The organism is Archangium sp. (assembly GCF_057119385.1).
The window spans coordinates 1-17185 of record NZ_DBNGVP010000099.1; the positions used below are offsets into that span (position 1 = coordinate 1).

Genomic DNA, 17185 nt, shown 5'->3' on the forward strand with positions numbered 1-17185 from the left:
GCAGGCTCCCCCCTCGCGATCAGCTCGCGGCTGCTCGCCTCCGGTGGGCGCCTGTAGGCGGGACTATACTTCAGCCGTAGGTCCTGGTGGGATAACCTCTCTCGTAGGACTTTGAATCAAGCCTGGGGGACGCCACCAGGTCGTGGCTATCGCCACGGACGCGGTGGGCAACATCAGTGGTGAAGCCAGGCACCCGTTCGCCATCCAGAAAAGCCATTACGGCTGGAACAACTGCTCCACTGCACCCGCCATCCCAGCCACCTGGGCCTTACTGGTACTCGGCCTGGCTCTCCGCAGGCGCCGGCTCAAGTCGCCTTGAGTGTCTGGCGGCCCCACGCCCCCTCATCACGGGCGTGGGCCTCGCGGGCTTCCTCGGAGCGCTCGCCCAGGTAGCGCTGGCGCTGCCGTACCTCCAGGCTCGCGCTGGTCCTCTGGCGCAAACGCTCGCGCAGCGACTCCACCCCCAGTCCCCACACCCGTGCGCTGCCATCGTTCGAGGCGATGGCCAACACATCGCCCCCCGGACTGAAGGCCGCCACCGTCACGCGGTCCCCATTCCCGGCGAGCACCAGGGGCTCACCGCTTCCATCCGCGGGCCATACCCGCACCGTCCCGTCCCCCGACGCCGTCACCACCCGCGTGCCTCGGGGATCGAACCGCGCGGTGAGTCCTCTCAGCACCACCGGCTCCCCTCCCCCCTCGGCGGACCACACCCGCACCGTCTTGTCCGGGGAGGCGGTCAGCACCCTCGCTCCGTCCGCGCTGAACTCCGCGCTCACCACCGACTGGTCGTGTCCTCGGAGCACCACTGGTTCGCCCCGCCCGTCCGCCCGCCACACCCGCGCCGTCCCGTCGTCCGACGCCGTCACCACCCGCTCCCCCTCCGGGCTGAACGCCGCCGTCACCACCCGGCCCGTGTGCCCGCGGAGCACCACCGGCTCACCCCGTCCGTCCGCCCGCCACACCCTCGCCGTCCCGTCATCAGACGCCGTCACCACCCGCTCTCCCTCCGGGCTGAACACCGCCGTCCGGAGGAACTCCGTGTGCCCCTGGAGCACCACCGGCTCACCCTGTCCGTCCGCCCGCCACACCCGCGCCGTTCCATCCCACGAGGCCGTCACCACGCGCTCGCCCTCCGGGCTGAACGCCGCCGTCACCACCCGGCCCGTGTGTCCTCGGAGCACTACCGGTTCGCCCCGCCCGTCCGCCCGCCACACCCGCGCCGTCCCATCCACCGACGCCGTCACCACCCGCTCGCCCTCGGGGCTGAAGGCCACCGTCCGCACCTCCGCCCCGTGCCCCTTGAGCACCACCGGGTCCGTACCGCCGCCTGGCCGCCACACCGCCGCCGTGCCATCCGCGTGCGCCGTGGCCAGGTGCTCGCCCCGTGGGCTGAAGGCCAGCGCCTGCACCGCTCCCGCACGGCGTTGCAGCGTGAGCGCCTGGGGCTGCGCGCGCCATCTCCACACGCGCGCACTGCCGTCCCTCGAGGCCGTCACCACCCGCTCTCCATCCGAGCTGAAGCTCGCGGACAGCACCTCATCCGTGTGTCCCAGCAGGTCCGCGACCGGGCCCGCCCCATCCGTGCGCCGCACTCGCGCCGTCCCATCCCGCACCGCCGTCACCACCCACCGGCCATCCGGGCTGAAGGCCACCGAGACGGTCTCCCCGGTGTCTCCCGCCAGCCGCATCGCCCCACCCTTCCCGTCCGCCCGCCACAGCCTCACCGAGCCGTCCGCGTGCGCGCTCACCACCAGCCCTCCGTCCGGGCTGAAGGCCACCGCGTTGACGAAGCCGGAGTCACTAGGCTGCACGCTCGGCTCGCCCTGCCCATCCGCGCGCCACACCCGCACCGCGCCATCCACCGAGGCCGTGGCCACCCGCTTCCCATCCGGGCTGAACACCGCGGCCCGCACGTCTCCGGGGTGCGCCAGCACGGCCAGCTCGCCCCGCCCGTCCGCGTGCCACACCCGCGCCGTCCCGTCCCGCGAGGCCGTCACCACCCGCTCGCCCGTGCCGTCGAAGGACGCGGCCACCACCGCCTGCTCGTGGCCCCGGAGCACCACGGGAATCCCCGTGCCATCCGCGCGCCACACCCGCGCCGTCCCGTCCCGTGAGGCCGTCACCACCCGCTGTCCATCCGGGCTGAAGGCCGCCGCCACCACCTCGCCCATGTGTCCCGCGAGCAGCTCCGGGGCCGCGCGCCCCTCCACCGTCCACACCCGCGCCGTCCTGTCCGCCGAGGCCGTCACCACCCGCCGCCCGTCCGGGCTGAAGGCCACGGCCAGCACCTCTCCGCCGTGCCCCTCGAGCACCCGCGGCACGCCCGTGCCATCCGCGCGCCACAGCCGCGCCGTCCCGTCCCGCGAGGCCGTCACCACCCACCGCCCCTCCGGGCTGAGCGCCGCCGCGCGCACCGGCCCCCGGTGCCCTCGCAGCACCGCCGAGGCCACCGGCTGCTGGAGCACCTCCAACGCCGTCTGCGTCCACGCCAGGTGCCGTCCGGGCTCGCGCACCTCCAGCAGCACCAGCAGGGCCGCCGTGGGGTCCTCCTTGCGCAGCTTGTCCGCGACGATCAGCCGGGCGAAGTCCCGCAGCCGCTCCTGATGCTCGCGCTCTTCCCGGGCCAGACGTTCCGCCCGCCCGCGGCTCGCGCCGATGAACGGAAGCACCCGCTCGTCCAGCTCGTCCGGGTGGGCTTGCAGGAACTCCAGGGCGTCCTCCAGGCGCCGGCCTCGCAGGAGATAGTCCTCCGCGTACGGTGACTCCCGGTGGGCATGCCAGCCCTCCGCGCCCGCGCGCAGCTCGAGCCGCTTGCGCCGGCGCTCCTGCCCTTCGCGGATCCACCCGGCCAGGGGCAGCCAGTGGCGCAGCAGCGCCTCGTGGGCCACCTCGATGGAGACCTCGCCGCCCTCCGCGCCGCCGCCGAGCACCAGCACCCGGCCCTCCACGAGCCGCCCCAGCGCGGTGTCGAAGGCCCGGCGCGCCCGCTCCTCCACGGGACGCACCCGCTCGAGCCACACGCGCTGGCACGTGAAGGGGGCCGCGCCTTCCCGCACGTCCACCAGCTCCACCAGGAGCCGGCGCAGCTGGTGCCGCTCCTCCTCCTCCAGCCCCTCGTACAACCTGTCCAGCTCCTGGGCGAGCGCCCCGGCCACGCCGCCCAATGCCTGATAGGCGCTGTGCTTGAGCCAGCGTCCCTCGCGCAGCCGCCAGAGCCGATCCAGCGCATGGGCCAGCAGCGGCAGTCCTCCCGGCTGGCGCTCCACCTCCTGCACGAGCCGCTCCGTCAGCCCCTGCTCCAGCAGGAGGCCCTGCTGCCGCGCGGGGTGCTCGATGGCCTCGCGCAGCTCCCCGGCCGTCATCTCCGGCACCAGCAGCAGGCGCCCGCCCTCGAAGAGCACCGCGTCCAGCCGGAGCCCGTCCTCGCCCAGCCGCACCTCCGCGCAGCGCCCCAGGTAGTCCACCCGCAGCGTGGCGAGCACCACCGTGTTCCGCTCGGGCTCCCGCGAGGCCTCCCACAGCGCGCCCAGCAACACCAGGCGCTCGTCCTCGCCCAGCCGGGAGAAGGCCTCGTCCAGCGGATCCACCACCAGGAGCCTCCGCTTGCCCGGAGAGGCCCGCGCCGAACGCACCGTCTCCAGCGCACCGGCCTCGCCCGCGCGCACCCGCGTGAGCTCCCAGCGCTCGGAGGGCAGCGCCGGCAGCAGCCCGGCCCGCAGCAGCGAGGACTTGCCGCTCCCGGAGGCACCGGCGATCACCTGGAAGGTGGGGCCCTGTCCCGCCGCGGCGGCCTCCACGCGCTGGCGCAGCGTCTGGCGGAGCGGCTCGCGGCCGAAGAAGCGCCGGTGGTCCTCGGGCTCGAAGGGCCGGGGGCCGCAGTAGGGAGCGAAGACGAAGGGGCGCAGGTCCGGCCCCTCCCCGGCGCGCGCGTAGAGCTGGAGCGAGGCCCCATCCATCCGCGCGCCCTCGAGCCGCAGCGCCTTGCGCGCCTCGGCCAGCGCGTGCTCCAGCGAGGCGTGGCGCTCGAGCAGCCCGCCATAGAGGGTGCGGGTGAAGGTGACGGAGCCGCCCGTGGAGAGCGGCAGCCGGGAGGCGGCCACGGCGGGGAGGCCCGCGCGGTGGAGCTCGCGGGCGGGGCTGCCCAGGTGGTTGCCCGGGAGGCCCGCGTCGCCGCCACGGCAGGCGCACAGCACCACCATGCGGATGCGCGCGGCATGGGGCTCGAGCGCGGCCCGGAGCGCGGCGGCGTCCACCACGTGCACCTCGCCATCGCCCCACGAGGAGTCCCAGGCGAGGCCATACGCGCCGGGCTCGGAGGGGACGCCATGGCACAGCAGGTGGAGCGCGGCGATGGGCTCGTCATGGGCGCGCAGGGCCTGCTCGAGTGAGGCGAGGCTCACATGGGGGAGCACGTCCCGGCGCGGGTCGAAGTCATGGCCGGAGCGGGCACAGGCCTCGGCGAGGGCGCGCTGGTGCGCCGCGACGGGCACGTCCCCGGACCAGGCGAAGAGGATGCGGCCTCCCGCGGGCGGCGGGGAGGACGGCGCGGGAAGCGGCGGCGTCCCGGGCCGCTCATAGGACAGGGTGCAGCCCTCGAGGTCGCTCAGCGCCAGGCCGGTGGGCTCCAGCGTGAGCAGCTCCCAGGGGAGCACGCACAGCTCGGCGGGCTCCAGGCGCAGGGTGAGGCGCACGGGCCGGCGGGCCTCGAGCGCCTCGCGCAGCCGTTGCTCGTCCTGGGCCCACCCCAGGGGCGCGAGGAAGGCGCGCAGCAGCTCGCCGAGCCGCTGGGCGGCGTTGGGGCTGGGGCGGCTGGAGCCCAGGCTGGCCAGGTCCTCCAGGGCGTGCTCCCAGGGGAAGGAGGCGCGCGCGGAGGTGCCCCCCTCGCGCAGGCGCAGGTAGTCCCGGGGCTGGAAGAGGAAGCGGTCGGCGTCGCGCGAGCGCTCGCCGGAGACGAGGTGGAGCGTGAGCTCCAGGGGTTCGGGGACGACGGCGTGCGCGATCACGGCTCAGCCCACTTGCAGGCGCTCACGGAAGTAGCGCCGGTACAGCTCGCAGCGCGGCAGCACGGAGGCGCCCTCCTGCCGCACCAGTCCCGCGCTCCGCAGGCGGATGAACACGCCCTCATCCGGGCAGACGTTGCGCTGCAGCACCTCGCGCAGTCCCGCCTTGAGCTGGGGCTGGCTGCCCAACCGGAAGAGCAGGTGACGCAGGTGGTCGCCGAACGGTCCCCGGTCCTCCGCCGCCTGGGTGAACAGCTCCTCCACGCTCAGGCTGCGGATGGCCAACAGGTATAGGGCCTTGCGGATGAGGTACGGGTGTCCCCCCAGCAGGGTGAACAGCTCCTGCTCCTGCTTCGGCCCCAGCGGCGAGCCATGCCGCCGGTTGAGCTCCGCCACCTGCTCCGGAGAGAAGTCCCCCAGCTCCACGGTCTGCCCCACGTTGAAGGGAGACTGCGTCAGGTTCTTGATGAACAGGAAGGGCTCGGTCGACGTCACCAGGACGATGCCGAGCTTCTTCCAGACGGGTGTGGTCGGCAGCGCGCGGTTGTTGTGCCAGCTGCGCAGCATGCCGAAGAAGTCCGTGCCGAAGGGCAGCTCGAAGAGCGTCTCCACCTCGTCCAGCCCCAGCACCAGCGGCGCGTCCAGGTTCTTCAGGACATGGCCGCTCATGTACAGCCCGCAGCGCTGGCTGCTGCCCATGGGCTTCTTCCAGTAGGTCTCCACCTGGTTCTCCAGCTCCAGCTGATCACTCAGGGTGATGCAGAAGCGCTGGAAGAAGAGATCCGGGTCGGAGAAGGTCTGGGTGTCGAACTCCTGGAACGAGAGATAGGCCACGCGCTTGCCGGACTCGAGAGCGGAGGCCATGCCGCGCATGAGCAGCGAGCTCTTGCCCATCTGCCGGGCGCCCTTGATGGTGACGGTGGCGCCCTGCTTCTGGGAGACGGCCCGCGTCACCGTGCCATCGGCGTCGCGCACCACATAGAAGGCCGACTGCGTGTCCATGGCCCCCTCGAGCGTCTCGTCCAACTCGAGCGGGGCGGACGGCAGGGGTTGTGACAGCACGACGGAGCCCGCGGGAGCACCCCCGCCCATGGCCCTGGCGAGCTGCTCGAGCAGTTCGGGAGGATGCTCCTGGAAGGAGGTGGCCGTGGGCGGGGCCGCCGGTGCGGAGCCGCGCTGCAGGCCCCCGCTCATGACCTTGCCGAGCTGTTCGAGCAGACGCGGGGTGTCCTCCGGCCCCTCCCACAGGGCCCAGTTGATGGCGCTGAGGTAGCCGCTCAGGGGCGGAGGCAGCCGCTCGTGGTACGCGACGCGGATGGGGAGCAGGACCGGTTGGCTCCGCTGCGTCTGGAGCCGGTACGCCAGTTCTATCTCCGTCTGGGCCATCTCGCTGTTGACGGAGAAGGGAGACAGCAGCGCGATGAAGAAGTCCGCCTGGCGGATCTCCGCGTCGATGCGCTCCACCCACTTCTCGCCCACGAGCATGGAGGTATCGATGAAGACCTCGTGAGAGGCCTTGAGCGCCTTGTAGAGCGCCTGGGCGAGGTCTTGATCGGGCGTGACATCGCGCTTGTAGCTGATGAAGACACGGGCCATGGATCTCTCGGGGCGGGTGACGTGGTGCGAATATCAGGGCAGGCCGGGGCACGTCTTCCGATAGGGTACGACCCCTCCCACATCGGCGGGCCACTCCTGGGGACTCAGGTTGCGAGGCAGCAGGGAGCAGGCGGCCTGGAGCCAGTCCTCGGGCCGGACGGGCCACACACGCGCGGTGCCATCTCCGCTGGCGGTGGCCACGCGCGAGCCCCCCGGGCTGAAGGCCACGGCCAGGACGCGGCTGGTGTGCGGCAGGCGCGCGAGCCGGCGGCCGGTGGCGGCATCCCACAGGCGTGCCGCTCCGTCCTCGCTGGCGGTGGCCACGCGCGAGCCATCCGGGCTGAAGGCCACGGCGGTGACGGTGTTGTCGTGCGGCAGGGACAGCCGCTGCTCGCCGGTGGCCACGTCCCACACGCGCGCGGCGATGTCCTCACTGGCGGTGACCAGGCTCCTTCCGTCCGGGCTGAAGGCCAGGGCGGTGACGAAGAAGTCATGCTTCAGGGGACGGCCCAGGCTCGCACCGGTGGACCCATCCCACAGAGACACGGCGTTGTCCTCACCGGCGGTGGCCAGGCGCGAGCCATCCGGGCTGAAGGCCACGGCGAGGAGGCTGGCGCGTTGCCGGAGGGGGCCGGCCTGAAGCTTGCCGGTGGCCGCGTTCCACAGGCGCGTGGTGCCATCCTGACACACGGTGGCCACGCGCGAGCCATCCGGGCTGAAGGCCACGGCGTTGACGGCGCTGTCATGGGCGAGCAGCGCCCGCTGGCGCCCCGTGGCGGCATCCCACAGCCGTGCGGTCTTGTCCTCACTGGCGGTGAGGACCGAGCCGCCCTCGGGGCTGAAGGCCACCGCCAGCACCTTGCCGCCATGAGGCAGGGACGCCAGGGCCGCGCCGTTGGACGCGCTCCACAACCGGGCCGTCTTGTCATCGCTGGCGGTGGCCACGCGGGTGCCATCCGCGCTGAAGGCCACGGCCCGGATGCGGGCGTCGTGCCGCAAGGGGCTGGCCACGGGCTCGCCCGTGTCCCCACGCCACAGGCGCGCGGCGTTGTCCTCACTGGCGGTGACCACGAGCCTGCCATCGGGGCTGAAGGCCGTGGCGGTGACGGCCTTGCCGTGCGGCAGGAGCACGAGCGGTGGGCGGGGAGCGACATCCCAGAGCCATGCGGTCTTTCCATCGCCCGCGGTGGCCAGCGCCTTGCCGTCCGGGCTGAAGGCCACGGCGTTGACGGCGTCGTCATGGGGCAGGAACACCAGTTGCCGTCCGGTGTCCACGGCCCACAGGCGAGCGGTCTTGTCGCTGCTGGCGGTGGCCAGCGCCTTGCCATCCGGGCTGAAGGCCACGGCCATGACGGCCTTGTCATGGGACAGCACCACACTGCTGGGCAGGCGGGTGGCCACCTCCCACAGCCGGGCGATCTTGTCATCGCTGGCGGTCGCCAGGAGCGTGCCATCCGGGCTGAAGGCCACGGCGTTGACGGGCTGCGGATGGGACAGGGGCCCGGGCTGGAGCTCCCCATTGGACGTCTTCCACAGGCGCACGACCCTGTCCGCGCTGGCGGTGGCCAGGAACTTCCCATCCGGGCTGAAGGCCACGGCGTTGACGCGACGCAGATGGGGCAGGGGCTCGGTCAGGGGCTGGCCGGTGGCCGTGCTCCACAGCCGCGCGGTGTTGTCATCACTGCCGGTGGCCAGGCTCTTGCCGTCCGGGCTGAAGGCCACGGCGTTGACGGCGTCCTCGTGACGCAGGGTGATGGGCAGGGCCGTGCCGGTGGCCGTGTTCCACAGGCGCACGAGGCCACCATCACTCGCGGTGGCCACGAGCTTGCCATCCGGGCTGAAGGCCACGGCGGTGACGGCGCTGGCATGGGGCAGCACGGCCCGCTCGCGCCCCGTGGCGGCGTCCCAGAGCCGTGCCGTCTTGTCCTCACTGGCGGTGGCGAGCAGGCCGGCCTCGGGGCTGAAGGCCACCGCCAGCACGTTGTGCGCATGGATCAGGCGGGCCTGGGGCTGACGGAGCTGGACGAGCCCCCGGATGAGCGAGTCCATGGCCTCGGGGGAGGGATGGATCCGCGCGGCTTCCATGGAGAGCGCGGTGCTGACGGGCAGGGCCGAGGAGGCCCCGCGCAGCCTGGCATCCGCCTGGTTGACGAACACATAGGAGGCGGCCTCGTTCAGCTTCTCATCGGCCTGGGTCCTGGCGCGGGAGATCTCCTGCTCGGCCAGGGCCTTCTTCTCCAGGGCCTGCATGGCCTCCTCCTGCAACCGCTGCGCGTCCTTGCGGAACCTGTCGGCCTCGTCCTTGGCCTGGCGGGCGTCCTTCTGGAGTCTCTGCGCCTCCTGTTGCGCCTGGGCCGCCTCCTGCCGCGCCTGGGAGCGGAGCCTGTCCACTTCCCGTTGCACCGAGATCCTGTTGGCCTCGGCCTTGTCATTGGTTTCCCGCGCCTGGGTCAGCTTCTCGGCGGTCTCCTGGCGATCGCGCTCCGTGTCCGCGAGCTGCTTGAACAGCAGCACGGACAGGGGCAGGAGCACGACGAAGCCGGTGATGACCAGGGCCAGGGCGGCGAACCGGATCACCCGCCAATCCACCGGGAGCTGGTTCCCGGCCCAGGCCACGGTGAAGACGCGCTCGTAGATGGCGTTGCGCACCCGCAGTGCTTCGCCCTCGCGGCGCACCACCCCGGAGAGCTTGAGGTGCGCCTTCACCAGCGAGCGCTCCTCGTCGAGCACCCGCCGGCCGCGCCGGATGTCCTGGTAGGTCCGGAGCACCCGCTCCGGTTCCGGCGCGCGCCGGGTGAGCATGTCGCGGACGAAGACCAGGTTGTTGTCCTGGAAGCTCTTCTCCGCGAAGAAGGTCCGCTCCACCACCTGCCACACCTCGTCGCGGGACCAGGCGCCGCCTCCAGCCCGTGCCTGTTGCGCATGGTGATCGACGAGCGCCTGGCACAGCCGCTGCGTCAGGTACGGGTGTCCGCCCGTCCAGCCAAGCACCCACTCCAGCACCCGCCGCCCCTCCTCGGGGGAATGGCCCAGCCCCTCGGCCAGCGGCGCCGCCTCCGCCAGGGTGAAGTCGGTGAGCTCCACCCGCTGCCCGAGGTTGAAGGGGGTGCGCGTCTCGTCCTGGATGAGGTCTCCCGGCGTGGCCACGCCCACGAGCACGAAGGAGAGCCGCTCCAGCTCGGGGTTGCTGGCCCGCGCGTTGTAGAGGTAGCGGATGGCGGCGTAGAAGTCGTCGGTGAAGCCCATGCCGAGCGTGGTGTCGATCTCGTCCACGAACACCACCACGCGCTGCTTCACCTCGGAGAGCACCACCTCTTCCAGGAAGCGCGTCATGCGCTGCACGGGCCCCTGGTCGCGATGGAGGCCCCACCAGTCCGTCACGTCCGTGCTCAGCTCGAGCTGCTCCTGGAGGACGACCAGCAGGCCCACGTACCACTGGTCCGCCGTCACCTGCTTGCCGATGCGCGTCAGGTCGATGATGACCGAGCGGATGCCCTCTTCGTAGAGCTGCTCGGCGGTGCGAACCATCAGGCTCGACTTGCCCATCTGCCGCGCCGTCAGGACGAAGGCGAAGGTGCCGGCCCGGCACAGCTCCAGCATCTCCGGGTCCGCTCGCCGGGCGAGGTAGACGCCGCCACCCGCCTGCACCGTTCCGCCCACTGTATACAGGCGCGTGTCGCTCACGCCGCGAGTATCTTCGGGCGCCGTCCTTTCTCCAAGCCTCCCCTTGCCCGCCCGGCTAACGGACGGCGGCGGAGACCTTCTTGAACTCGGGGGTCCCCGCGCACCCGAGCAGATCGAAGAGCGCGGCCTCCACGGTGACGATGTGGGCGCCCGCCTCGCGGCACATCTCCAGGCCCACCCGGCGATCCTCCGGGTGGCGCGACATCACGGCGTCCGCGCAGAGGAACGGGGTGAAGCCCTTCTCGGTCAGGTCGCGCACCGTCTGGAAGACACAGACGTGCGTCTCCATGCCGACGAGGAGGACCTGCTTGCGCTCGCCGAGCCGCGTGGCCACGTCCGGCACGCAGGCGGTGAAGTCGATCTTCTCCACGGCGGAGTAGCTGCCCAGCCGCATCTTCACCAGCGAGTGCGTGGGCCCCAGGCCCTTGGGGTACTGCTCGGTGACGATGATGGGCAGCTCGAGCGCCCTGGCGCCCTCGATGGCGGCGTTGGTGCGGTTGAGCACCCGGTCGAGCGCGTCCCGCTCCATGGCGGCGCACAGGCGCTCCTGGATGTCCACGACGAGCAGCGAGGCCTGGTCTCTCTTGAGGCGGAAGGTGGGCATGAAGGGAATCCTCTCGGTTGGGGCCCCAGCCTTCTCCGAAGGCCCGCCCACTCGTCAAGCACGCCCCACTGACCGTCGAGGGAGATTGACGCCCCCCCAACGCGTGACCAAGCTGGCGGGCATGAAGGGACATGCCCGCAACCTGATGACCGCGCCGGTGAAGTCCGTCTCCCTGGGGATGCCGCTGTCCGACATCGCCATCCAACTCGTCGAGGAACGCGTCAGTGGCGCGCCGGTGACGGACGAGGAGGGGCGCGTGCTGGGCATGATCAGCGAGCTGGACATCATGGCCGCCCTGCTCCGGGGCATGCCGCTGCGCACCCCGGTGGAGGACGTGATGACGTCGCCCGTGCACACGGTGAACGAGTTCGATCTCACCGACGAGGTGATGGAGCTCTTCCGCAAGCACCGCATCCACCACCTGCCCGTGGTGCGCGAGGAGAAGCTGTTGGGGATGATCACCCCCTCGGACGTCATCCGCTACCTGGCCGAGGACCTGCCCGAGAACGGCCGGATGGCCTGATCGGGTGTTGGGCCGGAGGGAGCGGCCGCTTCACCAGCGATCGTAGGTGAAGAGACAGTCGATGAGCTGGGCCTCACCAAGAGACCTGGTACCACACTCGATGTCGGGAACCGGAGTGAAGAGGGCGTGCTGCGGCAAGGGTTGAACGCCCAACTCCGAGCCCACCAGGGCTTCCACCTTGCCCGCGACGGATTTCGTCTCTGGCACGTCCTCGTAGAAGAGCCTGCGATTCCTCCACTTGCGGTCGAAAAGCTCGCGGAAGGAGCTATAGCGCACATACACAGGCGCCAGAATGCTGACGAGCACCACGACGGCTCGAACCTCCTGCCCTCCTCCCTGGAGTTGAGGGACCTCCGGGAGGTACACCCGGACACGCCAGCAGTTGTCATTGGAGAAGAGAGCACTCCAATCCTCCACACGGCAATCCGGCAGCGCTTCGGTCAGCATGGAAACCACGCGCTCCCAGGGCCCGGAGTTCCTCAACGCCTCCTGACGTGCCCTCACCAGCCGCTGGTACTGCTCCGACTCACTGTAGCCCTCGGCGAACTGCCTCATGTTGGCCGGGTAGTACTGGTGGATCAGCTCCATCAACTGGGGCGTGGATCCATCAACGGGCAGGTTCGAGGTCATAGGGCCTTGATAACACGAGCCCCGTCAACAGCCTCCCCCAGCACTTCCAACATTTCCGCCATGAATCGCTGACACAACTCCGCCGATAACAGCTCCTGGTGTTTCAATGTCCTCTCCGCGGCGATATCCGCTGCCCTCGCAGCCTCCCATTGCGCGAATTGATCAGTCACGACTCCGAGGTAATTGACCTCCGGCACCTGCACTTCGATGGGGCAGAAGACGTTCTTGCGAATACCTTGCTCAGTCACATGTAACAGGTGGATGACGACCCTTGCTGATTTCCATCCACCGGGTCCGGGAGCCCTCACGGGTACGATTGGCAGAAACTCGAATTGGGATGGAGAGATGCCTCCAGGCCCGCCAACGATGGACACACACGCGGACAAGCACAGCAGGGCCGTAACGGCCAATACGACAAAAGAGCGCTTCACGGAGGCCTCCGAGAGTGGAGTTGCCCGGGCACCCTACGCATGTCCCCTGACACCTCACGCCAGCCGCCGCGAGGAGCGCATACCTGGAACCGATTACTGTATAGGGCAGCGATGAGCGACTCCCTACACCTGGATGATTGGGGTGGCACCGGCCCGGTGCTGCACCTCGCGCACGCCAACGGCTTCCCCCCGGGCACCTACCGCAAGCTCATCGAGCGCCTCGCGACGCGCTACCACGTCTACACCCTGCGCAGCCGCGGCCTCGTGCCGGGAACGGACCCTCGCTCCCTGCGCGACTGGGAGGACATGGCCGATGACCTCGCCGGGGCCCTGCGCGCGCGCGGCCTGGAGGGCGTGGTGGGCGTGGGCCACAGCATGGGCGGCGTGGCCACGCTGCTCGCCTCGGTGAAGAACCCGGGCCTCTTCCGGGCCGTGGTGGCGTTGGATCCGGTGCTGTTCACGGGCACGCGCCAGTGGGTCATCCAGGCGGCGACCCTGCTCGGGCTGCGGAGCCGGATTCCTCCCGCGAGCCTGGCCCGCCGCCGCCGGGAAACCTGGGGCTCCCGAGAAGAAGCCGCCACGAGCTACCGCAAGAAGCCCCTCTTCCGGCGCTTCGACCCCGAGTGCTTCCAGGACTACATCACCCACGGCCTCACCGAGGTGCCCGGCGGCGGCTTCCGGCTCACCATCCCCACCGCGTGGGAGGCCCGCATCTTCGAGACCTCACCGCGCGGGGTGTGGCGGAAGCTGCGCGCGGTGAAGGTGCCCACGCTCGTGCTGCGCGGGAGCGACTCGGACACGTTGCTGCCGGCGGCCCTGGCCCGCGCCGGGAGCACCCTCCCCGGGGCCCGAGCCGAGGAGCTGCCCGGCACCCACCTCTTCCCGCTGGAGCACCCGGAGGAGTGCGCGCAGCGCCTCCTCACGTTCCTCGAGGAGGCGGCGCCGCACCGGGCGTGAGCGGGGCCCTCAGCAGGAGACGTTCTCCAGCGCGCGGAGCGGGATGACGTTGACGGGCCTGGCGGCCGCCACGCTCACCCCACCCCGGCCCAGGATGAAGGCCCGGGCCCGCCGGAGCTCCGGCAGCTGAGGATCCGCGTCACGCCAGCACGCCAGGAAGGAGGAGAAGGCGGAGGCCGCCTCGGCGAAGGAGCCCCGGGCGACGTGCACCTCGGCGAGGAGGAGCCAGGCATGGCCACTGCCGGGCCGCTCCTTCACGACGGCCTCGGCCAGCTCCACCGCCTTGTCCTCGCGGCCCCCGCGCATGCGCGAGCGGGCCAGCGTCTCACGGGCCGGGCGGGAGAAGGGAGAGGGCCCCGGCGCGCGCAACCGGCGCTCCAGCCGCATGGCCTTGATGAGCGAGGCCTCGGCCCGGGCGAAGTCGCCCTGACGCGCCTCCAGGGCGCCCCGCAGCTCGCAGGCCGCCAGCTCCACCACCCGGGCCACGTCGCGCGGGCACAGCAGGCGGTGCTCCGCCTTGCGCTCCTCGGACAGCGGCGGGTGCAGCGCGTCGAGCTCGTCACAGACGCGCTCCGCCTCCACCAGCTTGCCCGACTCGAGGGCGCGCAAGCCCCGGGCATACGCCTCCATGCCGGTGAGCAACCCCCGCTCGGCCACGCTCGACTCGGGCGACAGCTCCACGCGCAGGTCCGCCGCCGCGCGCCAGAAGCCGAAGCGCAGGTGCACGCTGGAGAGCGCACCGGCCGCGAACACGAGCGCCTGTCCGGAGTGCGGCGTCACCGACTCCACGCGCTGGCGCAGGCGGCGCGCCCAGGACTGGGCCTCGCCATACCGCCCCGCGTCGGCGCACGCCTGGACGAGCAGGCGCAGCGCCAGGCCCGCGGCGGGTGCGGCGGACTCGGGCAGGGACTCCTGGGAGAGCCAGGCGTCGTCCGCGGCCACCGCCGCCTCCAGCACCTCGCGGGCCTCGCGGATGTGTCCGGTGCGCAGCATCAACCGGCCGGAGCCGAGCAGGGCCGTGCCCACGCGAGGCGCCAGCAGCCGCAACCGCCGGGCGCTCTCCAGGGCCGCCTCGGGCCGGGCGCTCTCCCCCATCACCTGCACCCAGGCGTGGTGGACACCCTCGTGGTGGGGGTGCGTGCGCAGCAACTCGCGCAGCAGCGCCTGGGCATAGGGCTGGCCCGCGCAGGGACGCCCATCCGGCTCGTACCCATCCGCGAGGAAACCGGCGAGCAGCAGGCGCGCCTCGGCGTCCTCGGGGAACTGGTCGACGAGCGCCTCCATCTCCCGCACGAAGCCATGGCGGCCGTTGGCGGGGCCCTTGTCCGCGAGGAAGGTGGCCGCGACGATGTAGCGCTGCTCCACGTCCGAGATGCCCTCGCTGAGGGTGAGCGCCTTGTGGATGGCGTCCGCCCTGTCCGTCGCGAAGCGCGCGCCGGCCCCGCGCGTCAGGGCCAGGCCCCAGTACGCCATGGCCAGCTGGGGATCCCGCCGGGCCGCCTCCGCGAAGGAGCGCCGCGCCTCGGCGCCCCAACCGAGGTGCAGCAGGCGCAGGCCCTGATCGAAGTACGCCTGGGCCAGGGGCACCCGGGTGCTCACCTTCAGGTGCGCGCGTCCCAGCCCCTCGCGCAGCGGAGGCGTGGGCAGCTCCAGGTCGGGCACATCATCCCAGGGCATGGAGGGGAAGAGAGAAGGCTCCTCGGCTCGAAGGTGTCTCGTCAGCATGGTGACCTCACTCACGCCCCTGCGGGCGGGGAAAACGATTCGTCCACGACAGGCCGCTCCAGCGCCTCGACGCGCCCGGCCAGACGCCGCCACTCCACCGCCAACGACTCCGCGCTCACGGGCGAGGCCTTGGGCCGCGCCGCGAGGCACTCGTGCCGCCAGCCCGAGCCCATGAGCCCGAGCACCCACTCCTCGTACCCGGCCATCCACCGGGCCAGGGCCCGCACCGCGGTGCGCGCGGCGGACTGCTCGCCCGCGGAGACGGGTGCACGCGGGCTGCCGAGCCCCGCGGCCTGGAAGACGGGCCAGGTGACGCTCGCCTCCTCCACCAGGACGGGGGAGAACCCATCGCGCGGCACGTAGATGGACTCGCCGCACACGCGGCACAGCGCGCCGAAACCCCACAACGTGAGGGCCCCTCCCCCGGGCAACGCACCCGAGTAGGCGCTGGTCCCCTGCTGTCCCGCCGGAATGCGCTCGCGGGTGAAGCCATGGCGCAGCAGCAGGTTGTCCGCATGGGTGACATCGCGGCCGATGCACCACATGGAGACGTTGAACAGCCGCTCCCCGTCACGCCGCACGTCTGGCGGGAGGAGGTGGAGAAGGGAGGAGCCCATCCGCGTGTCTCCTCAGCTCGCCTTGGCCGCCGCGCCCTTGCGGACGGGCACTTCGCCGAACAGCGCCTTGAAGTCCACCGGCTGGCCGCCCTTCCTTGACAGCACGGCGTTCACCGCGCGCACCAGCTTGCCGCGCACCTTCGGCGGCAGGGGCTGGTCCTCGAGCGCGGCGGTCACCTGCTGCACGCTCACGCCGCGGCCGCTCTTCGGCTTGCCGATGCCCAGCTCCGCGTACGGCTTGCCCTGCTTCTCCTTGTCGCGCCGCTTGTCGGAGCGCTGCTTCGCGAGCTTGCGATCGTCCTCGGCGCGGGCCTCGAGCTGGCTGGACAGGCGCACCAGCGTCTCGGGCTTCAGCTGCTTCTCGTCCAGGAACTGCTTGAAGGTCCCCATGGTCATCTCCTGCGGAATCACGTGGAAGGAAAGGGAGCGGGAGGACAGCGGCACCTCCCGCTCCGGACTGCGGTTACTTCGAGCCGTGCGCGCCGAGCATCCGGCGGTGCTCCTCGCCCAGGCGCTCGTGCTCGCTCACCATGGACTTGTGCTCGTCACGCATCTTGCGGTGCTCCTCCTCCATGCGCTCGTGCTCGGAGGAAGCGGGCTTGCCCTCGCCGTGGGAGGCCTCGAGCTGACCGTGGTCGCCCACGAGCTTCTGGTGGGCCTCCACCACCGACTGGTGGCGGGAGAGCAGCTGCTCGTGCTGCGCCTCCAGGGCGTCGTGCTCCGCGTCGGGCGCGCTGCCCTTGAGCCGGTCGTGCTCGGCCACCCACTCACGGTGCTGGGCCTCCATCTTCTGGTGGGCCGCTTCCATCTCCTGGTGGTCCGCCTCCATCTTCTGGTGGGCGGCGGCCAGCTCGGGCTCCAGCGCCGTGGAGGACTTCGCGCACCCCGTCAGGGCCAGCACCGCGCCCGCGAACGCCGCCAGCAGCTTGCGCTCAGTGCGCATGGGCGGTCTCCTCGATGACCAGCGAGACACTGCTGTCGGCCGTGGGGCCGAAGGTCAGCGTGTACGTGCCCACCTGCAGCGGCGCCACGAAGCGGCCCTTGACCTCGGGGCACACGTCCGACTTCGTCGCGGACTCCTCGAACGACACCGTCTCGCCGGAGGCGCTGGTGACCTTCAGCGCGACGTTCGTGCTCAGGAAGAAGACATAGTCGGTGGCCTCGGCCGCCGCGAACGACACGGAGCCCACGTTGCCCCCGCTGCCCGCCGGCAGCGAAATGTCATAGCGCTTGTGGTCGTTGCTCACCGCGGGGAGCGTGCCCGTGGCCGAAGCGCTCGCACTCACGGCGGCGCCAGGCCCCTCCTGGAGGTGCTCGCACCCCTCGACATCGGCTTCATTGGCTTCAACGCAACCCGCGAGCAGCGCGCTCGACAGAAGGCAGGCGGACAACAACTTCTTCATCATGACGTGTGA

The 17185-nt window shown here is 71.6% G+C and carries 14 protein-coding genes; 3 read left to right on the forward strand and 11 right to left on the reverse strand.

Translation table 11 applies throughout. The features are described from left to right. Positions 1-163 precede the first annotated feature (163 nt). Entirely contained in the window at positions 164-319 is a 156-nt protein-coding gene (locus AC16DP_RS24525; protein ID WP_414640738.1) for an MYXO-CTERM sorting domain-containing protein, read from the forward strand. Here AC16DP_RS24525 and AC16DP_RS24530 read toward each other — a convergent pair. From AC16DP_RS24530 to AC16DP_RS24545, 4 genes are read right to left on the reverse strand one after another with little or no spacing between them, the layout of a single operon-like run. Further along, on the reverse strand, positions 306-5006 hold the full coding sequence (locus AC16DP_RS24530) for an nSTAND1 domain-containing NTPase (protein WP_329729933.1): 4701 nt from the start codon (positions 5004-5006) through the stop codon (positions 306-308). The two genes, AC16DP_RS24525 and AC16DP_RS24530, sit on opposite strands and share 14 nt — an antisense overlap. Positions 5007-5009: 3 nt before the next feature. Then, positions 5010-6599 carry an AAA-like domain-containing protein gene (locus AC16DP_RS24535; RefSeq protein WP_329729934.1) on the reverse strand — a complete coding sequence of 530 codons (1590 nt, stop codon included), beginning with the start codon at positions 6597-6599 and terminating at the stop codon, positions 5010-5012. Positions 6600-6632: 33 nt separating this feature from the next. Further along, positions 6633-10283 carry an AAA-like domain-containing protein gene (locus AC16DP_RS24540; RefSeq protein ID WP_329729935.1) on the reverse strand — a complete coding sequence of 1217 codons (3651 nt, stop codon included), beginning with the start codon at positions 10281-10283 and terminating at the stop codon, positions 6633-6635. 55 nt (positions 10284-10338) lie between these two features. Then, a complete protein-coding gene (locus tag AC16DP_RS24545) occupies positions 10339-10887 on the reverse strand; it encodes an isochorismatase family protein (RefSeq protein ID WP_329729936.1) in 549 nt (182 codons plus the stop codon). Positions 10888-10972: 85 nt separating this feature from the next. On the opposite strand from AC16DP_RS24545, the gene AC16DP_RS24550 reads away from it, so the two are divergent. Further along, positions 10973-11410, forward strand: a complete 438-nt coding sequence (locus AC16DP_RS24550; protein WP_329729937.1) for a CBS domain-containing protein — start codon at positions 10973-10975, stop codon at positions 11408-11410. Positions 11411-11440: 30 nt separating this feature from the next. On the opposite strand, the gene AC16DP_RS24555 is transcribed toward AC16DP_RS24550, so the two are convergent. Continuing rightward, complete coding sequence (locus AC16DP_RS24555) at positions 11441-12040, reverse strand: hypothetical protein (protein ID WP_329729938.1); 600 nt, start codon at positions 12038-12040, stop codon at positions 11441-11443. Further along, on the reverse strand, positions 12037-12471 hold the full coding sequence (locus AC16DP_RS24560; protein ID WP_329729939.1) for a hypothetical protein: 435 nt from the start codon (positions 12469-12471) through the stop codon (positions 12037-12039). Before AC16DP_RS24560 ends, AC16DP_RS24555 begins: the two co-directional genes overlap by 4 nt. Before the next feature lie 111 nt (positions 12472-12582). Between AC16DP_RS24560 and AC16DP_RS24565 the strand changes: the two genes are divergently transcribed. Then, the gene (locus tag AC16DP_RS24565) at positions 12583-13428 is read left to right on the forward strand and encodes an alpha/beta fold hydrolase (protein ID WP_329729940.1); all 846 of its coding nucleotides are present in this window, start codon (positions 12583-12585) and stop codon (positions 13426-13428) included. A gap of 9 nt (positions 13429-13437) precedes the next feature. Here the strand turns inward: AC16DP_RS24565 and AC16DP_RS24570 are convergent, their stop codons facing one another. The 5 genes from AC16DP_RS24570 to AC16DP_RS24590 form a co-directional block, all read right to left on the reverse strand. Further along, the gene (locus AC16DP_RS24570; protein ID WP_329729941.1) at positions 13438-15153 is read right to left on the reverse strand and encodes a tetratricopeptide repeat protein; all 1716 of its coding nucleotides are present in this window, start codon (positions 15151-15153) and stop codon (positions 13438-13440) included. 11 nt (positions 15154-15164) lie between these two features. Next, positions 15165-15770 carry a hypothetical protein gene (locus AC16DP_RS24575; protein WP_329729942.1) on the reverse strand — a complete coding sequence of 202 codons (606 nt, stop codon included), beginning with the start codon at positions 15768-15770 and terminating at the stop codon, positions 15165-15167. A gap of 12 nt (positions 15771-15782) precedes the next feature. Then, on the reverse strand, positions 15783-16160 hold the full coding sequence (locus AC16DP_RS24580) for a hypothetical protein (protein ID WP_329729943.1): 378 nt from the start codon (positions 16158-16160) through the stop codon (positions 15783-15785). A gap of 73 nt (positions 16161-16233) precedes the next feature. Continuing rightward, the gene (locus tag AC16DP_RS24585) at positions 16234-16713 is read right to left on the reverse strand and encodes a hypothetical protein (protein ID WP_329729944.1); all 480 of its coding nucleotides are present in this window, start codon (positions 16711-16713) and stop codon (positions 16234-16236) included. After that, positions 16703-17176 (reverse strand): hypothetical protein, encoded by a 474-nt coding sequence (locus AC16DP_RS24590; RefSeq protein ID WP_329729945.1) that lies wholly within the window; start codon positions 17174-17176, stop codon positions 16703-16705. Before AC16DP_RS24590 ends, AC16DP_RS24585 begins: the two co-directional genes overlap by 11 nt. Positions 17177-17185 lie beyond the last annotated feature (9 nt).

Excerpts from the sequence above, each read along its gene's own strand:
- AC16DP_RS24565 (WP_329729940.1), top strand. The coding sequence starts at position 12,583 with ATGAGCGACTCCCTACACCTGGATGATTGGGGTGGCACCGGCCCGGTG.
- AC16DP_RS24580 (WP_329729943.1), bottom strand. The coding sequence starts at position 16,160 with ATGGGGACCTTCAAGCAGTTCCTGGACGAGAAGCAGCTGAAGCCCGAG.
- AC16DP_RS24570 (WP_329729941.1), bottom strand. The coding sequence starts at position 15,153 with ATGCTGACGAGACACCTTCGAGCCGAGGAGCCTTCTCTCTTCCCCTCC.
- AC16DP_RS24575 (WP_329729942.1), bottom strand. The coding sequence starts at position 15,770 with ATGGGCTCCTCCCTTCTCCACCTCCTCCCGCCAGACGTGCGGCGTGAC.
- AC16DP_RS24555 (WP_329729938.1), bottom strand. The coding sequence starts at position 12,040 with ATGACCTCGAACCTGCCCGTTGATGGATCCACGCCCCAGTTGATGGAG.
- AC16DP_RS24585 (WP_329729944.1), bottom strand. The coding sequence starts at position 16,713 with ATGCGCACTGAGCGCAAGCTGCTGGCGGCGTTCGCGGGCGCGGTGCTG.
- AC16DP_RS24545 (WP_329729936.1), bottom strand. The coding sequence starts at position 10,887 with ATGCCCACCTTCCGCCTCAAGAGAGACCAGGCCTCGCTGCTCGTCGTG.
- AC16DP_RS24590 (WP_329729945.1), bottom strand. The coding sequence starts at position 17,176 with ATGATGAAGAAGTTGTTGTCCGCCTGCCTTCTGTCGAGCGCGCTGCTC.
- AC16DP_RS24535 (WP_329729934.1), bottom strand. The coding sequence starts at position 6,599 with ATGGCCCGTGTCTTCATCAGCTACAAGCGCGATGTCACGCCCGATCAA.